Origin of the sequence: Fructobacillus papyriferae (assembly GCF_018437225.1) — a bacterium.
Taxonomy (GTDB): Bacteria; Bacillota; Bacilli; order Lactobacillales; family Lactobacillaceae; genus Fructobacillus; species Fructobacillus papyriferae.
Genome location: NZ_JAAMFI010000001.1, coordinates 78166 through 95814 on the forward strand (window position 1 = coordinate 78166; position 17649 = coordinate 95814).

Here is a 17649-nt window from a genome sequence, read left to right on the forward strand (position 1 = left end):
GATTATCTTTAGGTTTAGTTTAAAAATTTTTAATTAAAGGGGATACAGCATGACCCAAGATGGCGTGATAGTTGGATTAGATATCGGCACAACCATGGTAAAAGTGGTTGTCGCTCAAAATAACGGTGGCCGATTCAACGTCATTGCTACGGGTTCGGCCGCTGGGGCTGGTTTGAAGCGCGGTGTGATTGTTGATATTAACAAGACGGCCGAAGCCATTAAGCAAGCCATTTCCCAAGCTTCGAAGAAGGCCAATGTGTCCATTGAAGAAGTGGTGGTCGGCTTACCGGCCAACCAGATTAGCATTCAAAAAGTGTCTGGTTTGGTCTCGATCGAAAATCAAAATAAACAAATTACCGGTCAGGATGTCGTTAACGTGACGACCCAAGCTTTGAACACCTTGTCTTTGGCTGAACAGACGCCGGTTGAATTTTTGCCATCACAATTTATTGTTGATGGCTTTGATGGCATTAAGGATCCAACCGATATGATTGGCGTTCGCCTTGAAGTTCAAGGGCTTGTCTACCTGGCGCCAAACAAGGTGGTTGACGGCATTAAAACAGCGGTTAAAAAAGCTGGCTTGTCGATTGCCGCCATGGACTTGGCACCGATGGCTTTGGCACCAGCCTTCCTGTCGGATGCTGAACAGAACTTTGGCGCTATCTTAATTGATTTGGCTGGTGGCCAATCAACGGCGTCGGTGATTCACGACCACAAAGTGAAATACATGACGGTCGATTATGAAGGTGGCCTGTCCGTTTCAAAGGACATCTCGACGGTTTTGAGCATTTCAAAAGACGAAGCTGAAGCCGTCAAAGTTAAGTATGGCTCAGCCGATTCGAAGCAAGCTTCAGCCGAACAAATCTTTTATGTCGATGCTGTTGGTCGCACTGAAAAGAAGCCGGTTGACGAAAAGTACTTGGCCTCCATTATGGAAGCACGTTTTGATCAAATTTTTGATCGCTTAGACCAGCAGTTAGACAACGTGGGGGCTGATGATTTACCCGGCGGATACATCATTACGGGTGGTTCAGCCGCCACGCCAGGCCTGCTATCAAAAGCACAGGAACACTTTGGTCAAAATGTTCAGGTAGCTCGACCGAACCAGATTGGCTTACGTCATCCTTCCTTTGCTCGCGCTTTGGCCTTTGCTTCCTTTGAAGCTTTCCAATCGGATCTTCAAAAGATGATCAAGGCGGTTTTGATGGGCAAGCAAATCGAACAGGCTCCTGAAGCTGAAAATTACTATCAGGCGGATAAGGATGACGCTGTCATTCAAACAACTGAAGAAGACGACTTTTATATTGACGAAAAGGAGCCAAAAGAAGGCTTCTTCAAGAGGATGAAGACTTCTTTGACCTCATTATTTGCAGAAACAAACGACGAAGACTAACCATTCCAAAGGAGTATTTTCATGGACTTTACAATCGACGAAACGCAGGCATCAACCGGCGCGGTAATTAAGGTCATCGGTGTTGGTGGTGGTGGATCGAACGCCATTAATCACATGATTGAAGATGACATCCAAGGAGTGGATTTCATCGTGGCCAACACGGACGTTCAAGCGTTGGATAAGTCTGCAGCACACCAAAAGATTCAGATCGGTCCGAAGTTGACGGGTGGACTTGGTGCAGGTTCGAACCCCGAACGTGGTGCTAAGGCGGCAGAAGAATCAACTGAAGAAATCGAAGGTGCTTTGAAGGGCGCTGACATGGTGATTATCACGGCCGGAATGGGTGGTGGAACTGGAAACGGTGCCGCACCAGTTGTGGCTAAAATCGCAAAGGATATGGGGGCCTTAACGGTAGCCGTTGTGACTCGTCCCTTTGCATGGGAAGGACCAAAGCGTTCGAAGTATGCGACGGAAGGGTTGCAAGCTTTGTCAGAGCAGGTCGACTCGTTGGTGGTGATCACTAACGAGCGTTTGAAAGACCAAATCGATTTGAAGTTGCCAATCATCGAAGCCTTTAAAGTGGTTGATGATGTCGTGGCACAAGGTGTCCGTGGCATTTCAGAATTGATTACTAATCCTGGATTCATTAACTTGGACTTTGCCGATGTGAAAACGGTGATGGAAGATGCCGGTCCTGCCTTAATGGGTGTTGGAACGGCCACGGGAGAATCACGGGCGGTTGACGCCACGCGTTCTGCGATCTCGTCACCTTTGCTTGAAGTCGATATGACAGGGGCTTCCGAAGTTCTTTTGAACGTCACTGGAGGCGCTGATCTTTCAGTTTATGAAGCACAGTCTGCAGCCGACGTGATCAACCAAGAAGCGGGTCGTGATGTGAACGTGGTCTTTGGAACTTCCGTTGACATGGACATGAATGATGCCATTCGTGTCACGGTGATTGCCACTGGCTTGCAAGATGGTAAGAAGCGTCCGGCTGCTAAGTCAGCACAACCAACGGTTGAAAAAGCGGCACCACAGGCTGCTGCCAATGAAACTGCCAATGGGCAGGCCGGTCTCTTCTCCCGTTCGGCATCTGATGGTGCTGAAGGTGTCGATGCCAAGAATGATCCCTTTGCTGATTGGGATATCACGACAAAAGAAGAGCCTTCGCGTGATGAAAAACAGTTCGATGGTGTGCAAAAGCAAGCTTTCGACCCAGTTGAGCCACTGAACCAAAACATTGACCTCGACTTGTCATCTGAAGATGATGACCAACCACCTTTCTTTAAGAAGCGTTAAGAAGGAGTAATTCATGGCTTTTGATAAAATTAAAACCTTGTTTTCTGGTGACGACGATTACTACGAAGACGAGTATGAAGAAGTGCAAGAAGAAGTGCCAACAACTCAGGCAGAAAAGCCTAAGAAATCGATGGCTGCTGTGAAGAAGCAGCCAAAGAACCAGAGCAACCAGACGGTTTCGACTCCTGCAGAAGCACGGATTGCTTTGTTTGAACCAAAGGTCTACGCTGATTCACGCGCCATTGCTTCACAAGTCATCGAAGGCGACGCTGTCATCGTTAATTTTTCCCAACTGGAAGAAGATCCGGCTCGTCGCATCTTGGATTACATTGGTGGTGCGGTTTATGCTGTTGACGGTTCGATGGAGCGCATTGGCGAGAAAATCTTCTTGCTGACGCCTGCGACTTATGAAGTGGCCGGCTCCATGAGCGAAAACTTAGATAATCAATCGCGGTACTAAATATGATTGCGTCTGCGCTTATTGTCATTTTGGCTTACGCCATTCAAATCTATTCATACGCACTTGTGATCTACATTCTCATGTCTTGGATTCCTCGTCTTTACCACACTTGGTTCGGACGGGAACTTGGGAAGATTATTCTGCCTTATCTCAAGCTCTTTTCATTCATTAAGCCGCTTGGTTTCTTGGATTTGCGACCCCTCGTTGCATTGCTTGTTTTGGAAGGAATCGTGTCCTATGTACTACCAGCTTTATTAGCCGTGGTGGCTTAGGATGGCAAGTAATCAATCAGTGGCCCAGCACTTCGATCCAGAAGAGCGGGCCTTTGTTGCACAAGCCATCGATTGGCTTGAGATGGTTGAAAATGACTACCGTATCATCTTGACCCACTTCTTAAATCCACGGGAACGCCACATTGTGATGACGGTATTAGGCGATCAAATGCCTATTCAGGTTCAAGAAGAAGGACTTTTCGACCGGGCTGAAAAAGCGCGCCTCGTTTTGGCACCGGACTTTATGACGATTCAAGAAGATGATTTTGATCTTTGTTTGCTTCAGCTAACCTTTGCTAAGAAGTTTGTGACACTGCGTCATAAGGACTTACTTGGTGCCTTTCTTTCTGCTGGTATCGATCGGGCTACTTTCGGCGATATAGTGGTTGATGCTAACCGAGGCCTGGCACAGGTCGCTGTTGAAAAACGTTATGTGCCATTCATCGAGCAAGAAATTCAACAAGTTGGAAAGGTTTCGGCCAACTGGCAAGAAGTGGAGCGAAACGAGGCTTTGGTTCCTGAAGTGCAAGGAGAAGAACGGCTTGTTCTACTTCCTTCCCTCCGATTGGACGCTGTTATTGCAGCTTGTTTTGGGCTTTCGAGAACCGAAGCCAAGAGCCTGATTGATGGGGGCTTTGTGGCTGTTAACTGGTCAAAAGCGATGGCTTGTGATCGATCGGTTCGCCTAAAAGATGTGATTTCAGTTCGAAAGCAGGGGCGGATTTGCCTCCAAAGCTTGGCAGGACACAGTAAAAGGGATAAAATAAAGGCAGTTTTTCAAATCATTCGCCGTTGAGTAGAATGAGGGAGAAAGGAAGACAACATGGCATTAACACCCGATGAAATTTTGAATCACGAATTTACGCGCAAAGGCTCACGTGCTTACGTGGCTCGCGAAGTGGATTCTTTCTTAGATGAAGTGAACAACGATTACCGTTCGTTGATTGCAGACTTTGAACAATTAAAAAAGCAAAGTGAGCAGCAACAAGAACGTATTGATGAGTTGGAAGCACAAAAGGATCAAGTGAACGAATCCATTATGTTTGCCCAATCCGCTGCTTCGCGTTTGCGTTCTGAAACGGAAGAAGAAGTAAAGTCACAGCTGGAAAAGGCCCAAACAGAAGCACAGGATATTGTGTCAGAAGCTCGGACGAAGGCTGAGAACGAATCCAAGCGCTTGGCCCAAGAAAACACGGACTTGATCGACGAACAGAACCGTTTGCGAGAACGCGTTGCTTCCTTCAAGGATTCATTCATTGACATGTTGGACAAGCAAAAAAGTCTCTTGCAAGATGATGAATTGGCAGAAGCTGTGCAACTATTGCCCGAGTCCATGATGTCTGAGCAGGTGCTTTCAGAGGCTTCAAAAGAAGAAGCGGATGAACCCATTGATTTGCCAAACGACTTGGATAACATCCCAGACTTTGCCAAAGGACCAATCGACAAGTCAAAGGCAGAAGGGCAGGCTAGTAAGACCAATGAGAACGCTGAAAAGCCAGCGGACCCAACGGTTGTTGTCTTCCCTGAATCAGAAGAAGATTAAATTTTAAACGTGAGACGCGTTTTATCCTTGATATTGCAAGCGAGCCATGTCTGGTGGAAGATGGCCAATCCCTGAAGGTAAAAATATCACTGACGTTTCCTGGAACTGAATGCAGTAAGTTCTAGCGAAGGGCAGCCCGTTAAAGCTGCGTTAAAGCACTGATTGAATCAGTGGAAGAATAGGTGGTACCACGTTCATTCGTCCTGTTTACTCGTTAGAGTAAATAGGATTTTTTTGTTGGTAGTGTTTAATAAATAGGAGAAAATCCATGAAGTACAAAGATACCTTGAATCTCGGAAAAACTGATTTCCCCATGCGTGGCTCTTTGCCAAAGACGGAACCACTTCGCGAAAAGCAGTGGTTCGATGATGATCTTTACGGGAAGCGTCTTTTGCAAAACGAACAAAAGCCACACTTTAACCTGCATGATGGCCCACCATACGCGAATGGCAACATCCACTTGGGCCACGCGCTAAACAAGATTACAAAAGATATCATTGTTCGCTACAAGAACATGTCTGGTTTTTATGCGCCTTATGTCCCAGGTTGGGATACCCACGGCCTGCCGATCGAACAACAATTGACTAAGGCAGGGCACGATCGCAAGGCCATGCCAAAATCAGAATGGCGAAACTTGGCCAAGGACTTTGCCCTGGAACAAGTGGCCAAGCAGAAGAAGGACTTTAAGCGTCTCGGTGTTTTGGCCGACTGGGATCATCCCTACATCACCTTGCAGCCTGAATTTGAAGCTGCTCAATTGCGCGTCTTTGGTGACATGGCCAAGAAAGGCTACATCTTCAAGGGTGCCAAGCCGGTTTATTGGTCATGGTCATCTGAATCTGCCTTGGCCGAAGCCGAAATCGAATATCACGATTTGAAGTCAACGTCACTCTTCTACGCTAATCAAGTCAAGGATGGCAAGGGTGTCTTGGATAACGATACCTATCTTGTTGTTTGGACGACGACGCCATTTACGGTGACCGCTTCTCGTGGTGTGACAGTCGGACCTGATTTTGATTACGTGCTGGTAAAGCCCGCTGGTCAAGATAAGAAGTACGTGGTCGCAAAGGAATTGCTTTCAACCGTTGCGCCAAAGTTTGGTTGGGACGATTACGAAGTGCTCGAAGAGCACAAGGGTTCTGAACTCGAAAACATCACCGCCTACCATCCATGGGACAAGGACGTGGCCGAAGTCGTGATGGTCGGGGATCACGTTACCCTTGATTCTGGAACTGGTTTGGTTCACACGGCCCCTGGCTTTGGTGAAGACGATTACAACGTGTCTAAGGCATACGGTTTGGAAATCGCGGTGACGGTTGACGAAAAGGGAAACATGACTAAGTCAGCTGGACCTGACTTTGAAGGTCGCTTCTACGACGATGTGACCGGCACGGTGATTACGAAGTTGATGGATGCTGGTCTGTTCTTGGCAAAAGAAAGCATCACCCACTCCTATCCATTTGACTGGCGGACAAAAAAGCCAATCATCTGGCGTGCCGTGCCGCAGTGGTTTGCTTCCATTGATGGCTTCCGTCAAGACATCTTGGATCAGTTAGACCAGGTTAACTTCTATCCAGGTTGGGGTCAAAAGCGTTTGCACAACATGATTGCCGGTCGGGGTGACTGGGTCATTTCCCGTCAGCGTGTTTGGGGTGTGCCATTGCCAATCTTCTATGCTGAAGATGGTGAAGCCATTTTGGACGAAGCAGTGATTGAACACGTCGCTCAACTGGTTGAAAAGCATGGCTCCAACATCTGGTTTGAACGGGAAGCCAAGGACCTCTTGCCTGAAGGTTACACGAACGTCCACTCACCAAATGGCCACTTCAAGAAGGAAGAAGACATCATGGATGTTTGGTTTGACTCCGGATCATCATGGAACGGTGTCTTACGTCAACGCCCAAACCTCGACTTCCCAGCCGATTTGTACCTGGAAGGATCGGATCAGTACCGTGGTTGGTTTAACTCATCATTGATTACCTCAGTGGCGGTGACCGGCCAGGCACCATACAAGAACTTGCTTTCCCAAGGCTTTACCTTGGATGGGAAGGGCAACAAGATGTCCAAGTCCCTTGGTAACACGATTTCTCCTGCCGAAGTCGGTGACCAACTCGGGGTTGAAATCCTGCGTCTCTGGACAATCTCCGTTGATACGTCACAGGACATGCCGGTTTCACAAGAAATTTTGAAGCAGGTAGCCGATGCCTATCGGAAGGTGCGAAACACGATGCGCTTCTTGTTGGCCAACACGTCGGACTTTGATTATCAAAAGGATGCGGTGCCATTTGAAAAACGGGCTGCCCACGACCAGTATGCGACTGTTTTGTTGAATGACCTTGTCAAAGGCGTGGAAGAGGCCTATGACAACTACCGCTTCAACGACGTTTATTCGAAGTTGATCAACTTCATCAACGTTGACCTGTCCGCCTTCTACTTGGATATCGCTAAGGACGTGGTTTATGTCGAAGCGCCGAATGCGCCAGAACGTCGTTCGATGCAAACGGTCTTTTATGAGATTGTGACCGCTTTGACCAAGCTGATCTTGCCGGTCTTGCCACACACGGCCGAAGAAATCTGGTCATACTTGCCAGACGATTCAACGGACTTTGCTTATTTGCAAGACATGCCGGAAGTGCAAAACTTGCCAAATGCCAATGCCATCAAGGAAAAGTGGCAAACGGTCATGGCGGTGCGCTCGGCAGCCAACAAGGCGATCGAAAGCGCCCGTTCAAAAGAACTGATCGGAAAGAACGCCGAAGCAGCCATGACCTTGTACCTGTCTGATGCGCCACTGGCAGCAATCAAAGACTTAGGCTTGGACATGCGCCTCATCATGATGGTTTCCCAGTTGGACTTGAAGAAAGAAGAAGAAGCAGCTGCTTCTGTGCCAAGCTTTGATGGCATCCAAATTCAAATCGACAAGGCCCGTGGTGGCTTGTCACCACGTGACCGTCGTTACCACGAAGACTTGGGTATTGATGCCGCTTTCCCTGATTTGGCCGGATATGAAGCCAAATTGGTGCGGGAATTCTACCCTGCAGCAGTCGAAGAAGGCTTTGAAAAATAAGTAATCACATTCTTTTACTAAGATAAAATCAAAATTAAAAGCATGTCAAGTAAAAACACTTGACATGCTTTTTGATCTCTGGCATACTATTGTCAGTAAAGAAATTCGGAGGAAATTACTTATGGCAGTTAAAATTCGTTTGAAGCGCATGGGTGCTAAGAAGCGTCCTTTCTACCGTGTGGTCATCGCTGACTCACGTTCACCTCGTGACGGCCGTTTTATTGAAACGGTTGGAACTTACAACGCAGTGGCTAACCCAGCTGAAGTGACTCTTGATGAAGAAAAGATCATGGGTTGGCTTGAAAACGGTGCACAACCTTCTGACACGGTTCGTAACTTGTTGTCAAAGGCCGGCATCATGACAAAGTTTGCCGCAACGAAGTCAGGTAAGAAGCCTGCTTCTGCAAAGGCAGCAAAGCCAGCAAAGAAGGCTGCTGCTTCAACTGAAGCCGCAGCAGCAAAGCCAACGACAAAGAACACGGTTGCTGAAATCAAGTCATACTTGGATGCACAAGGTACAAAGTACCCATCATCAGCAAAGAAGGCTGACTTGTTGGACTTGGTTTAATCCGGTCTTTAAAAACTACCCTCGGGTAGTTTTTTTATTTGCTAGGTCTTTTGTCCTGATCGCGATAAGCGGGATTTGCCAGGAGCGCTTTTTGATAATTTGCTATAATAGACGGTATGGAAACTGTAAACTTTTTTAAAATTGGAACCATTGTCAACACGCACGGCATCAAGGGAGAATTGAAGGTCAAGGCGATCACGGACTTTGCTGACGAACGCTTTGCCAAAGGGGCAACGGTCTACCGCTTGGTGGATGGTGACTACCTTAAAGAAACGGTGGAAAAGGCTCGGCTGCATAAAGGGATGTGGTTAGTGACCTTTGCTGGCGTCACCAACATCAATGAGGTCGAGGCTTACAAAGGCCAGGAACTCTATGTGGCCGAAGAAGATCGTAATGATTTAGACGATGGGGAGTATTACTACTCAGACATCATCGGCTGCACGGTTCAGGATGTGGATGGAAAGATCATTGGAACCGTTAAGGAAATTATGGAAACAGGCGCCAATGACGTTTGGATTGTTAAGCGCCAACAGGGGGCAGATGCCCTTATTCCTGTGATTTTAGATGTTGTTAAAGAAGTCAACGTGGCGGATCAGATGATCACCATCGATGTTTTGGAAGGATTGCTCGATTAATGAAAATTGATGTTTTATCGCTGTTTCCAAAGATGTTTGCGCCCATGCAAGAATCGATCATTGGAAAGGCCATCGACCGGGGTTCTTTGTCCTTTAATGTGACAGATTTTCGCGATTATACGACAAACAAGCACAATAACGTTGATGATTACCCCTTTGGTGGTGGGGCGGGGATGTTGTTGACCGCTCAACCGATCTTCGATGCCATTGCAAGCATTCAGGAAAAAGACGATCAGCAGTCGGCTGGACATGTTGTCTTGCTTGATCCGGCCGGCAAGACGTTCGATCACAAAGACGCCGAACGTTTGGCCCAATATGACCATTTGACCTTTGTTTGTGGCCACTATGAAGGCTATGACGAACGGATTAAGACCTTGGTCGACGAGGAAATCTCCTTGGGTGATTATGTGTTAACGGGTGGGGAACTCGGTGCCATGGTCATGATCGATGCCACGGTTCGTTTTTTGCCAGATGTTTTGGGCAACTCGGAGTCTGCTTCGGGTGATTCTTTTGAAGATGGTTTGCTGGAATATCCGCAATATACTCGCCCAGCTGATTTTCGTGGCATGAAGGTCCCGGATGTCTTGATTTCTGGTAACCATGCCAAGATTGCGACCTGGCGGTTGAAAGAATCGTTGAAAAAGACCTATCTGAGACGCCCAGATTTACTAGAAGGCCGAAAACTTTCCAATGAAGAACGAGACCTTTTGGATGATATTAAAACGGAGTTGAACGAGGATTAGTTCGACTTCCCTAGAGGTAAAAACGATGGAATTAGAATTTTTAGGGACCGGTTCCGGTCAGCCATCTAAATTTCGCAATGTGGCTAGCATTGCCCTCCGGTTGCTAGATGAGCGGAATGCTGTCTGGCTTTTTGACGTGGGGGAAGCGACCCAACACCAGATTTTAAAGACGACGATTCGTCCTCGAAAAATCGAAAAGATCTTCATTTCACATTTGCATGGCGATCACATTTTTGGACTGCCCGGCCTTTTGTCTTCCCGTTCCTTTCAAGGAGCAGACAAGAACGAGCCGTTGACCATATATGGACCAAAGGGTGTTAAAAGCTTTGTGTCAGCCGCTCTTCGTGTCTCTGAAACACATTTGTCTTACCCGATTCACTACGTGGAATTAGAAGAGGGGACGATCTTTGAAGACGAGACGTTTAAGGTTGTCGCTGAACCGTTAAGGCACCGCATGGAAGCTTGGGGCTTTCGTGTGGAAGAAAAGCCGCATGCAGGCGAATTGCTGATCGACAAAGTGCGGGCTGATCAGATCCCATCTGGCCCCGTCTATGGTCGGCTGAAAGCTGGCGAGACGGTGACCTTAGAAGACGGCCGGGTGATTAACGGCAACGATTATCTGGGCCCTGCACAGCCTGGTCGGGTGATCACGATTATCTTTGATACGATGCCAGCAGAAAGCGAATTGGCCTTGGCCAAAGACGCGGATGTCTTGGTTCACGAGGCAACCTATGGCATGACAAAAGACGAAGGAAAAATGGCGCGTTCGCATGGGCATTCAACGTCTCGTGACGCTGCAAATTTGGCAAAGAAGGCCGGAGTGAAAAAGCTCGTGTTAACACACGTTTCTGCTCGCTACATCGGCCCACTGTTGCAGAAATTCATCACAGACGTCCATAATGTCTTTTCCAATACCTATGTTGCTCGCGATCTAGACGTCGTTGACGTGCCGTTTACAAAGGAGCAACATGACTAGAAAATGGCATCGATTAGCACAGCCGGATGCAAAAAAACGGCAATTATTACAGGATAATTTAGGTATCGGGCCAGTGACGGCCGGTTTTTTGGTACAAAAGGGGATCGAAACGATCAGCCAAGCAAAAGCTTTTTTGGAACCGTCCTTTGACCAGCTCCACGACCCTTTTGATTTTTATCAAATGGATGTGGCGGTTGAACGCATTCAAGAGGCTGTTTTTTCTGGTGAGACCATCTTGGTCTACGGTGATTATGATGTCGATGGGTTGACATCGACAACGATCATGACTGAAGGATTAGTTTCACTTGGCGCAGAAGTTTACCCGTATATTCCCAACCGTTTTGAAGACGGTTATGGTCCCAATCAGGCTACTTACGAGCGCTTGGTCAGGGAGACGGGGGCCAGCCTGATCATTACCGTTGATAACGGGGTCACCGGTAAGAAGCCCATCGCCTGGGCCAAGGATCAGGGGGTGGATGTTGTGGTGACGGATCACCACTCTTTGCCAGAGGAGCTGCCCGATGCTGTCGCAGTCATTCATCCGCGACATCCAAAAGGCGAGTACCCATTTGGCGACTTGTCCGGTGCAGGCGTCGCCTTCAAAGTTGTCCAAGCCGTTTTGCAAGACGGCATGCCAGCTGAGAGTTTGGCTGACCTGCCAACGGAATTCTTTGATTTGGTGGCGATGGGCGCGATTGCCGATGTCGTGTCATTAAAAGACGAGAACCGGGCCTTTGTGACTTGGGGATTGAAAGAAATCGAAACCAATCCGCGACCTGGGATTGCGGCATTGTTGAAGACGGCGAAACAGCCAAAGGATGCGCCGGTCTTGTCGGAAACGGTCGGCTTTAAGATTGCGCCACGATTAAATGCGATCGGGCGGCTAGGCGACGCTAGCCTGGGGCTTGACTTACTCAAAGTAAAAGATGAGACGGAAGCAAAGGACTTGGCCAAAAAGGTTGAAGAGCTCAATAATGAACGGCGTGAATTGGTCGATCAGGTCTTTGAAGAGGCCAAAGCACAGGCCATGTCTGCTGAGCAGGCGAACCAACCCGTCCTCTTAATTGCCGGAAAAGACTGGCACCAAGGGGTCTTGGGAATTGTGGCGGCACGCTTGACTGACGTTGTGGCCAAGCCCGTTGTTGTGATGACAAAGGTAGACGGGGTCTACAAGGGTTCTGGCCGCTCGTATGGTGATTTTGATTTGCATGCTTTTTTGGCAGATTTTCAAGACGACTACACCGCCTTTGGTGGGCATGCGGGTGCATTGGGAATGGCCATGGCCCCTGATAAGTTGGAAAAAGTGCGCGCCCGGATTTTACAAGCGGGCGCGGAGCTTTCCTTTGACGAAGAACCCATAGCCATCAACTTGGTCATGGCACCTCGGATGCTAACAAAAGACTTCTACGAACAGGTGGTCGCCTTAGAGCCTTTTGGCGAAGGTAATCCGCAACCGGTAATCGGATTAGAAAAGGTTGCTTTGACTGCTGTTCAGCCGCTGGGTGCCGAAAAAAAGCACCTCAAGTTATCCTTTAATGGAGGTCGTGGACCGGTAGAGGCGTTGGCCTTTAACGATCCAGCTTTGGTGACTTTGGCGTCTGGCCAAAAACAAGCAACGCTGGCCGGAACGGTTGGTGTCAATACCTTTGCTGGCCGGACACGGTTGCAGCTGATGATAGAAGACGTGATGTTTCCTGAAAAAAAGGAAATCACTCCGGCAACACCGACAGCCAAAAAAAGCGCTCAAGTGGGCAAAAAGAGAGGGTTTGTTCGCTCGAAAGCAGATTTTGCCAAGGCCTACAAATACCTATACGGGCATCAAGAAGAAGCGCTCGTTTTGGATTTGACAAAAGCCTTAGCTGTCTTGTCTTTAGAAGAAAAAGAATTCAAATTAATGATTCAGGTCTTTTTGGACCTGGGCTTTGTTAAAATGGAAGAGGGTCACATCCGTTGCCTTGATCGAACAGAGAAGCGGGCCTTGGATGAGTCGACCACTTACCAACGTTATTTTGCCGGCTAAACCGGTTAGAGGAATACTATGACTAAACTTGATTTACACGATTACGTGGCCTCCGTGAAAGATTATCCTGAAGCGGGGGTAACTTTCCGCGATATTTCACCTTTGATGGGCAATGGTGCGGCATACCGCCAATCGATTAACCAAATTCAGGAATTCGCTAATGATTTGAACGTTGACTTGATTGCTGGACCCGAGTCACGTGGGTTCATCGTCGGTTCGCCCTTGGCCTATGCCTTGGGTGTTGGCTTTGTGCCCGCTCGTAAGGTTGGAAAGTTGCCACGCAAGGCAGTTTCAGCGTCTTATACCTTGGAGTACGGAGGCGTTAACGAATTGGAAATTCACGAAGACGCGATCCAACCTGGCCAACGGGTTTTGATCGTCGATGATTTATTGGCAACGGGTGGCACGATTAACGCCACTCGTAAGATCATCGAAGAACTTGGTGGCGTTGTGGCCGGTGTTGCTTTCATCATTGAATTGGAAGCGCTCCATGGCCGTGAAAAGATTATGGAAGCTGGCGAAGTGCCATTCCTGGCTTTGATGGAATACTAAGAAAACAACAAAGAAGGGCTATTTTATGGCCGATGCACTGTCGATTATTATTACACTAAACACGATTCTGGCCGTTCTCACGGTTTTCCGTGAACCCCGCGATATTGCCGCGACTTGGGCCTGGATTTTAGTGTTGATTTTTATGCCAGTGGTTGGTTTTGTGATTTATTCTTTTGCGGGTCGTAAATTACCTGCCAAACGACTGTTCGCCTTTCAGGGACAAGATGCCTCGTTGATGGAAAAAAAGATTCAGGAGCGGGTGGCCGCTGGCCCTGATCCTGATGTCGACCTCCGGGTAGCTCGTTTACCCCGTTCTGCGCGTTCACTCGTCACACTTTTTCAACGGATCAACCAGACGCCTTTAGCTAGCAACAATGATGTCGAGGTATTGACGTCCGGTCAAGCCTTCTTTGATTGGTTAAAAGAAAGCTTGCGCCAGGCGAAAGAAACGATCAACCTGGAATTTTACACCTTTTATTCAGATGAACTGGGGCATGAGATAAGAGATATCTTAGTTGAGCGTGCTCAGGCTGGAGTGGAAGTCCACGTTTTATATGATTCATTGGGATCGGCCGGGACAACCGCTCGCTTCTTTGCACCATTGACCGCTGCTGGTGGTCATGCAGCGCCATTTTTAAAGCGCCGTTTCAACTTAGTGAACTTTCAATTGAACTTTCGTGATCACCGCAAAATCGTGGTGGTGGACGGTCGGATTGGTTTTGTCGGTGGCTTTAACATCGGCGATCAGTATCTAGGCCGCAAAAAGAAATTTGGTCACTGGCGGGACACCCATCTGAAGATCGAGGGAAGTGCGGTTTATTACCTACAAGCCCACTTCCTCTTGGATTGGAACGCCTCGGCCTTGAAAAAACCGATGGTCGTCACAGCCGACCACTACTTCCCGGCACTTCCTAAAAAAGCAGCGGGCGAAACGGATCTACAGATTGTTACCTCCGGTCCTGATTCAGATGATGAACAGATTAAAATGGGCTATATTCGGTTGATCCAACTGGCTAAAAAGCGTTGTTGGATCCAAACGCCCTATCTTATTCCAGACGATTCGACGATTGATGCTTTGCGGATTGCGGCCAATTCTGGCGTCGATGTTCGGATTATGCTTCCTTGCATGCCAGATCATATGTTTGTCTATCGGGCGACACAGTATTTTGCTTCGGAGCTGGTTAAGGATGGTGTGAAGATTTACTTCTACCAAAACGGCTTCTTACACGCCAAGACGATGGTGGTGGATGATGACCTGGCGTCGGTTGGTTCAGCCAATTTTGATTTTCGTTCCTTTAAATTAAATTTTGAAATCAACGCTTTCTTATATGACGAGGAGGTGGCATCAACCCTGGCCTCGACCTATAAAAAGGATATGGAACAATCGAGTCAACAAAGTATCGAATCTTTTGCTAAGCAAAGTCGCTGGTTACGATTCAAACAGGTAGCCTCACGTCTTTTGGCACCCATTCTATAAAAAAAGAGCCGAAAGGCTCTTTTTTAGGTTTCATGAAAAGCAGCGTTAGCCACACTTAGTGGGCTTGATAAACGGCGTCTTGAAAAGCATCAAACGCCTGATAATGAGCATTTAGTTCAATGGGTTTGGTTAGTTCAGCCTGCTGCCAGAAACGCTTTGAGTTTGTCGCTTGATTTTTTTCACCAATAACTACAAAATCGAAGGAAAGGCCAGAGGCGCGGAGGACTTTCAAGATTTTCCAATCGAGTTCGTTTTCATTTGGCGACCAGGCCATGAGGAAGAGGGGCAGATCTCCGGTTGGAAATTGCTTTTTGAATGCAATGGCTTTTGTAACCGTTGAAAATGCGTCAGCCTGAGTAACGGCTGTCCAAGGTTTGGGCCTTTCATTGTCTTGACCTTGCCAATCTAGATTATCAACAGGCTGGGCGTCCACGCCAAGTTCTTGCAAAGCGGCTGACAGTACGGCATTGCCTGCGCAAAGTTCGATGACGGCACGACCATTTAGATAAGCCTTCAAGTCGGCGACAAAGGCTTGATTTGGCAAAAACCAGATGCCATAGGTTTGGATTAACGTTTCTCGCAATTCAGACATCGCTTCATCAAGGGGTAGCAAAGCGGGATCTCGTTCCAGCTGCCGTTTTGAAAAGAGCAGTTGTGGAAGCGGTTTTTGGGGGAGTTGCTTTTGCTTTAAAGCAGTTAACGTCAATTTGACGGCCTGTAGTCGTTTCAGTGCCTTTGGCTGTTTTTGGTAGTGCTTTTCAAGCGATTGTAAGCGGTCAATCGTCAGCAATTTTTTCTCCCTTGTCATGGTTTCGAAACGCCTCTTTGGTACAGTAGAGACAGCAAATCTTCTAGGAGTAAGTATACCATGGTGGAATTTCATCTGACCAATTCGAGCTGGGACCAAAAACTCGCTTTGTCCTTACCTCAATCATATGAACCAGCCGCACGAGCCTTTATGGACCGCGTCTATGCAGCAGATAGTCCGACTTATCCAGAACGAGAAAACGTCTTTGCAGCCTACCAAATGACGCCTTTAGAAGAGGTCAAAGTTGTTATTTTGGGTCAAGATCCCTACCATCAGAAGGGGCAAGCCCAAGGACTTTCGTTTTCGGTGCCAGACGGTATGAAAACACCGCCGTCATTGCGCAACATTTTAAAAGAACTCCAGAACGACTTAGGCCAAGCCCGCAGCCATCAGGATCTAAGTCCTTGGGCAAAGCAGGGGGTACTGCTGTTAAACGCCGTCTTGACCGTCAAGGATTCTCAAGCCAACGCACACCAGGGGAAAATCTGGGAGCAGTTGACGGATCAAACCATTGCCCTGGCCTCGGCCGATTCGAAGCCGAAAGTCTTTATTCTCTGGGGAGCTTTCGCCCAAAAGAAAGCAAAGCTCATTGACGAAAGACGCCATTTGATTATTCAAACGGTCCATCCAAGTCCACTTTCTGCTTACCGTGGTTTTTTTGGCTCACGGCCGTTTTCAAGGAGCAATGATTTCTTAAAAAAGGCTTCACTTTCGCCAATTAACTGGCTAGAATGAGTCGAACTGTCGGCTTTTTTGCTATAATTTAGGGTAAGTAAAAACGTTAAAGGAGAGCAGGTATGGCCTTATTTGATGAGTTGAAAGAAAAGGTACAAGGAAAAGGGATTCGGCTCGTATTTCCTGAAGGAGAAGATGCGCGGATTCAGGGGGCCGTTGTCCGTTTGGCAGCAGAAGGATTGATTACCCCGGTTTTGTTGGGTGATCGAAAGGCGATCGACAAAACGGCTCTTGAAAATGGGATTGACTTGAATCAAGTCACTCTTTTGGATCCAAAAGAGCAGTTAGAAGCGGATCAAAAAGCGATGGTTGCTGCCTTGGTCGAGCGCCGTAACAAAAAGACCGACGAAGCGACAGCAAAGCTTTGGCTTGAAGATGTCAACTACTTTGGGACGATGATGGTCCAAATGGGGCAGGTTGACGGTATGGTGTCTGGTGCTTCTCACCCAACTGGTGATACGGTTCGACCTGCTTTGCAGTTAATCAAGACCGCTCCTTTTTCCAAGCGGATTTCAGGGGCCTTCTTCTTGCAAAAAGATGGGCAACGTTATGTCTTTGCAGACTGTGCCATTAACATTGAATTGGACGCGGAAACAATGGCTCAAGTGGCGTTGCAATCCGCAGAAACGGCAAAGGCCTTTGGCCTTGATCCAAAAATTGCGATGCTTTCCTTCTCAACGAAAGGGTCGGCCAAGGGTGAAATGGTTGATAAGGTTAAAGAAGCGACGCAATTGGCCAAGGAGATGGCTCCAGAAATGGCCGACCGGATTGATGGCGAGTTACAGTTTGATGCTGCTTTGATTCCCTCTGTTGGTCAATCTAAAGCACCGAATTCGGCGGTTGCCGGACAGGCCAATGTCTTTGTCTTTCCAAGTTTGGAAGCTGGCAATATCGGCTATAAGATTGCGCAACGCTTAGGTGGATTTGAAGCCATGGGACCAATCTTGCAGGGCTTGGCCAAGCCGGTTTCAGACCTGTCACGCGGCTGTTCTGAAGAAGATGTTTACAAGGTGGCGATTATCACGGCTATTCAGGTACAAAACGCGCGTTAAAAACGGTTTTAAAAGGAAAAGCGGTAGTGAGCGACGATGACAAGTTGCG

17 protein-coding genes are annotated in these 17649 nt (G+C 47.8%); 16 read left to right on the forward strand and 1 reads right to left on the reverse strand.

From position 1 onward, the window contains the following. Positions 1-49: 49 nt before the first annotated feature. The 14 genes from ftsA (at position 50) to cls (ending at position 15005) form a co-directional block, all read left to right on the forward strand. On the forward strand, positions 50-1393 hold the full coding sequence (ftsA, locus tag G6R27_RS00440) for a cell division protein FtsA (RefSeq protein WP_213819123.1): 1344 nt from the start codon (positions 50-52) through the stop codon (positions 1391-1393). Positions 1394-1414: 21 nt separating this feature from the next. Further along, positions 1415-2692, forward strand: coding sequence for a cell division protein FtsZ (gene ftsZ, locus G6R27_RS00445; protein WP_213819124.1), 1278 nt, complete (start codon positions 1415-1417; stop codon positions 2690-2692). A 13-nt stretch (positions 2693-2705) separates the two neighbouring features. Next, on the forward strand, positions 2706-3152 hold the full coding sequence (locus G6R27_RS00450) for a cell division protein SepF (RefSeq protein WP_213819125.1): 447 nt from the start codon (positions 2706-2708) through the stop codon (positions 3150-3152). 2 nt (positions 3153-3154) lie between these two features. Continuing rightward, entirely contained in the window at positions 3155-3424 is a 270-nt protein-coding gene (locus tag G6R27_RS00455; protein WP_213819126.1) for a YggT family protein, read from the forward strand. A 1-nt stretch (position 3425) separates the two neighbouring features. Continuing rightward, positions 3426-4220, forward strand: coding sequence for a YlmH family RNA-binding protein (locus G6R27_RS00460; RefSeq protein ID WP_213819127.1), 795 nt, complete (start codon positions 3426-3428; stop codon positions 4218-4220). Between the two features lie 27 nt (positions 4221-4247). After that, on the forward strand, positions 4248-4967 hold the full coding sequence (locus G6R27_RS00465) for a DivIVA domain-containing protein (RefSeq protein ID WP_213819128.1): 720 nt from the start codon (positions 4248-4250) through the stop codon (positions 4965-4967). 268 nt (positions 4968-5235) lie between these two features. Beyond that, a complete protein-coding gene (gene ileS, locus G6R27_RS00470) occupies positions 5236-8034 on the forward strand; it encodes an isoleucine--tRNA ligase (protein ID WP_213819129.1) in 2799 nt (932 codons plus the stop codon). Positions 8035-8155: 121 nt separating this feature from the next. Continuing rightward, a complete protein-coding gene (rpsP, locus tag G6R27_RS00475; protein ID WP_213819130.1) occupies positions 8156-8602 on the forward strand; it encodes a 30S ribosomal protein S16 in 447 nt (148 codons plus the stop codon). Between the two features lie 116 nt (positions 8603-8718). Beyond that, positions 8719-9237, forward strand: coding sequence for a ribosome maturation factor RimM (rimM, locus tag G6R27_RS00480; protein WP_213819131.1), 519 nt, complete (start codon positions 8719-8721; stop codon positions 9235-9237). Beyond that, positions 9237-9980, forward strand: coding sequence for a tRNA (guanosine(37)-N1)-methyltransferase TrmD (gene trmD / locus G6R27_RS00485; protein ID WP_213819132.1), 744 nt, complete (start codon positions 9237-9239; stop codon positions 9978-9980). Before rimM ends, trmD begins: the two co-directional genes overlap by 1 nt. 25 nt (positions 9981-10005) lie before the next feature. Beyond that, a complete protein-coding gene (gene rnz, locus G6R27_RS00490; RefSeq protein ID WP_213819133.1) occupies positions 10006-10956 on the forward strand; it encodes a ribonuclease Z in 951 nt (316 codons plus the stop codon). Next, entirely contained in the window at positions 10949-12976 is a 2028-nt protein-coding gene (gene recJ, locus G6R27_RS00495; RefSeq protein WP_213819134.1) for a single-stranded-DNA-specific exonuclease RecJ, read from the forward strand. The genes rnz and recJ overlap by 8 nt, the downstream gene beginning before the upstream one ends. 18 nt (positions 12977-12994) lie before the next feature. Beyond that, positions 12995-13528 carry an adenine phosphoribosyltransferase gene (locus G6R27_RS00500; protein WP_213819135.1) on the forward strand — a complete coding sequence of 178 codons (534 nt, stop codon included), beginning with the start codon at positions 12995-12997 and terminating at the stop codon, positions 13526-13528. A gap of 25 nt (positions 13529-13553) precedes the next feature. Continuing rightward, complete coding sequence (cls, locus tag G6R27_RS00505; protein WP_213819136.1) at positions 13554-15005, forward strand: cardiolipin synthase; 1452 nt, start codon at positions 13554-13556, stop codon at positions 15003-15005. A 55-nt stretch (positions 15006-15060) separates the two neighbouring features. Here cls and G6R27_RS00510 read toward each other — a convergent pair whose 3' ends face one another. Further along, positions 15061-15813, reverse strand: a complete 753-nt coding sequence (locus G6R27_RS00510) for an SAM-dependent methyltransferase (RefSeq protein ID WP_213819137.1) — start codon at positions 15811-15813, stop codon at positions 15061-15063. A gap of 75 nt (positions 15814-15888) precedes the next feature. Between G6R27_RS00510 and G6R27_RS00515 the strand changes: the two genes are divergently transcribed. After that, on the forward strand, positions 15889-16548 hold the full coding sequence (locus G6R27_RS00515) for a uracil-DNA glycosylase (protein WP_213819701.1): 660 nt from the start codon (positions 15889-15891) through the stop codon (positions 16546-16548). A gap of 62 nt (positions 16549-16610) precedes the next feature. After that, on the forward strand, positions 16611-17600 hold the full coding sequence (gene pta, locus G6R27_RS00520; RefSeq protein WP_213819138.1) for a phosphate acetyltransferase: 990 nt from the start codon (positions 16611-16613) through the stop codon (positions 17598-17600). Positions 17601-17649 lie beyond the last annotated feature (49 nt).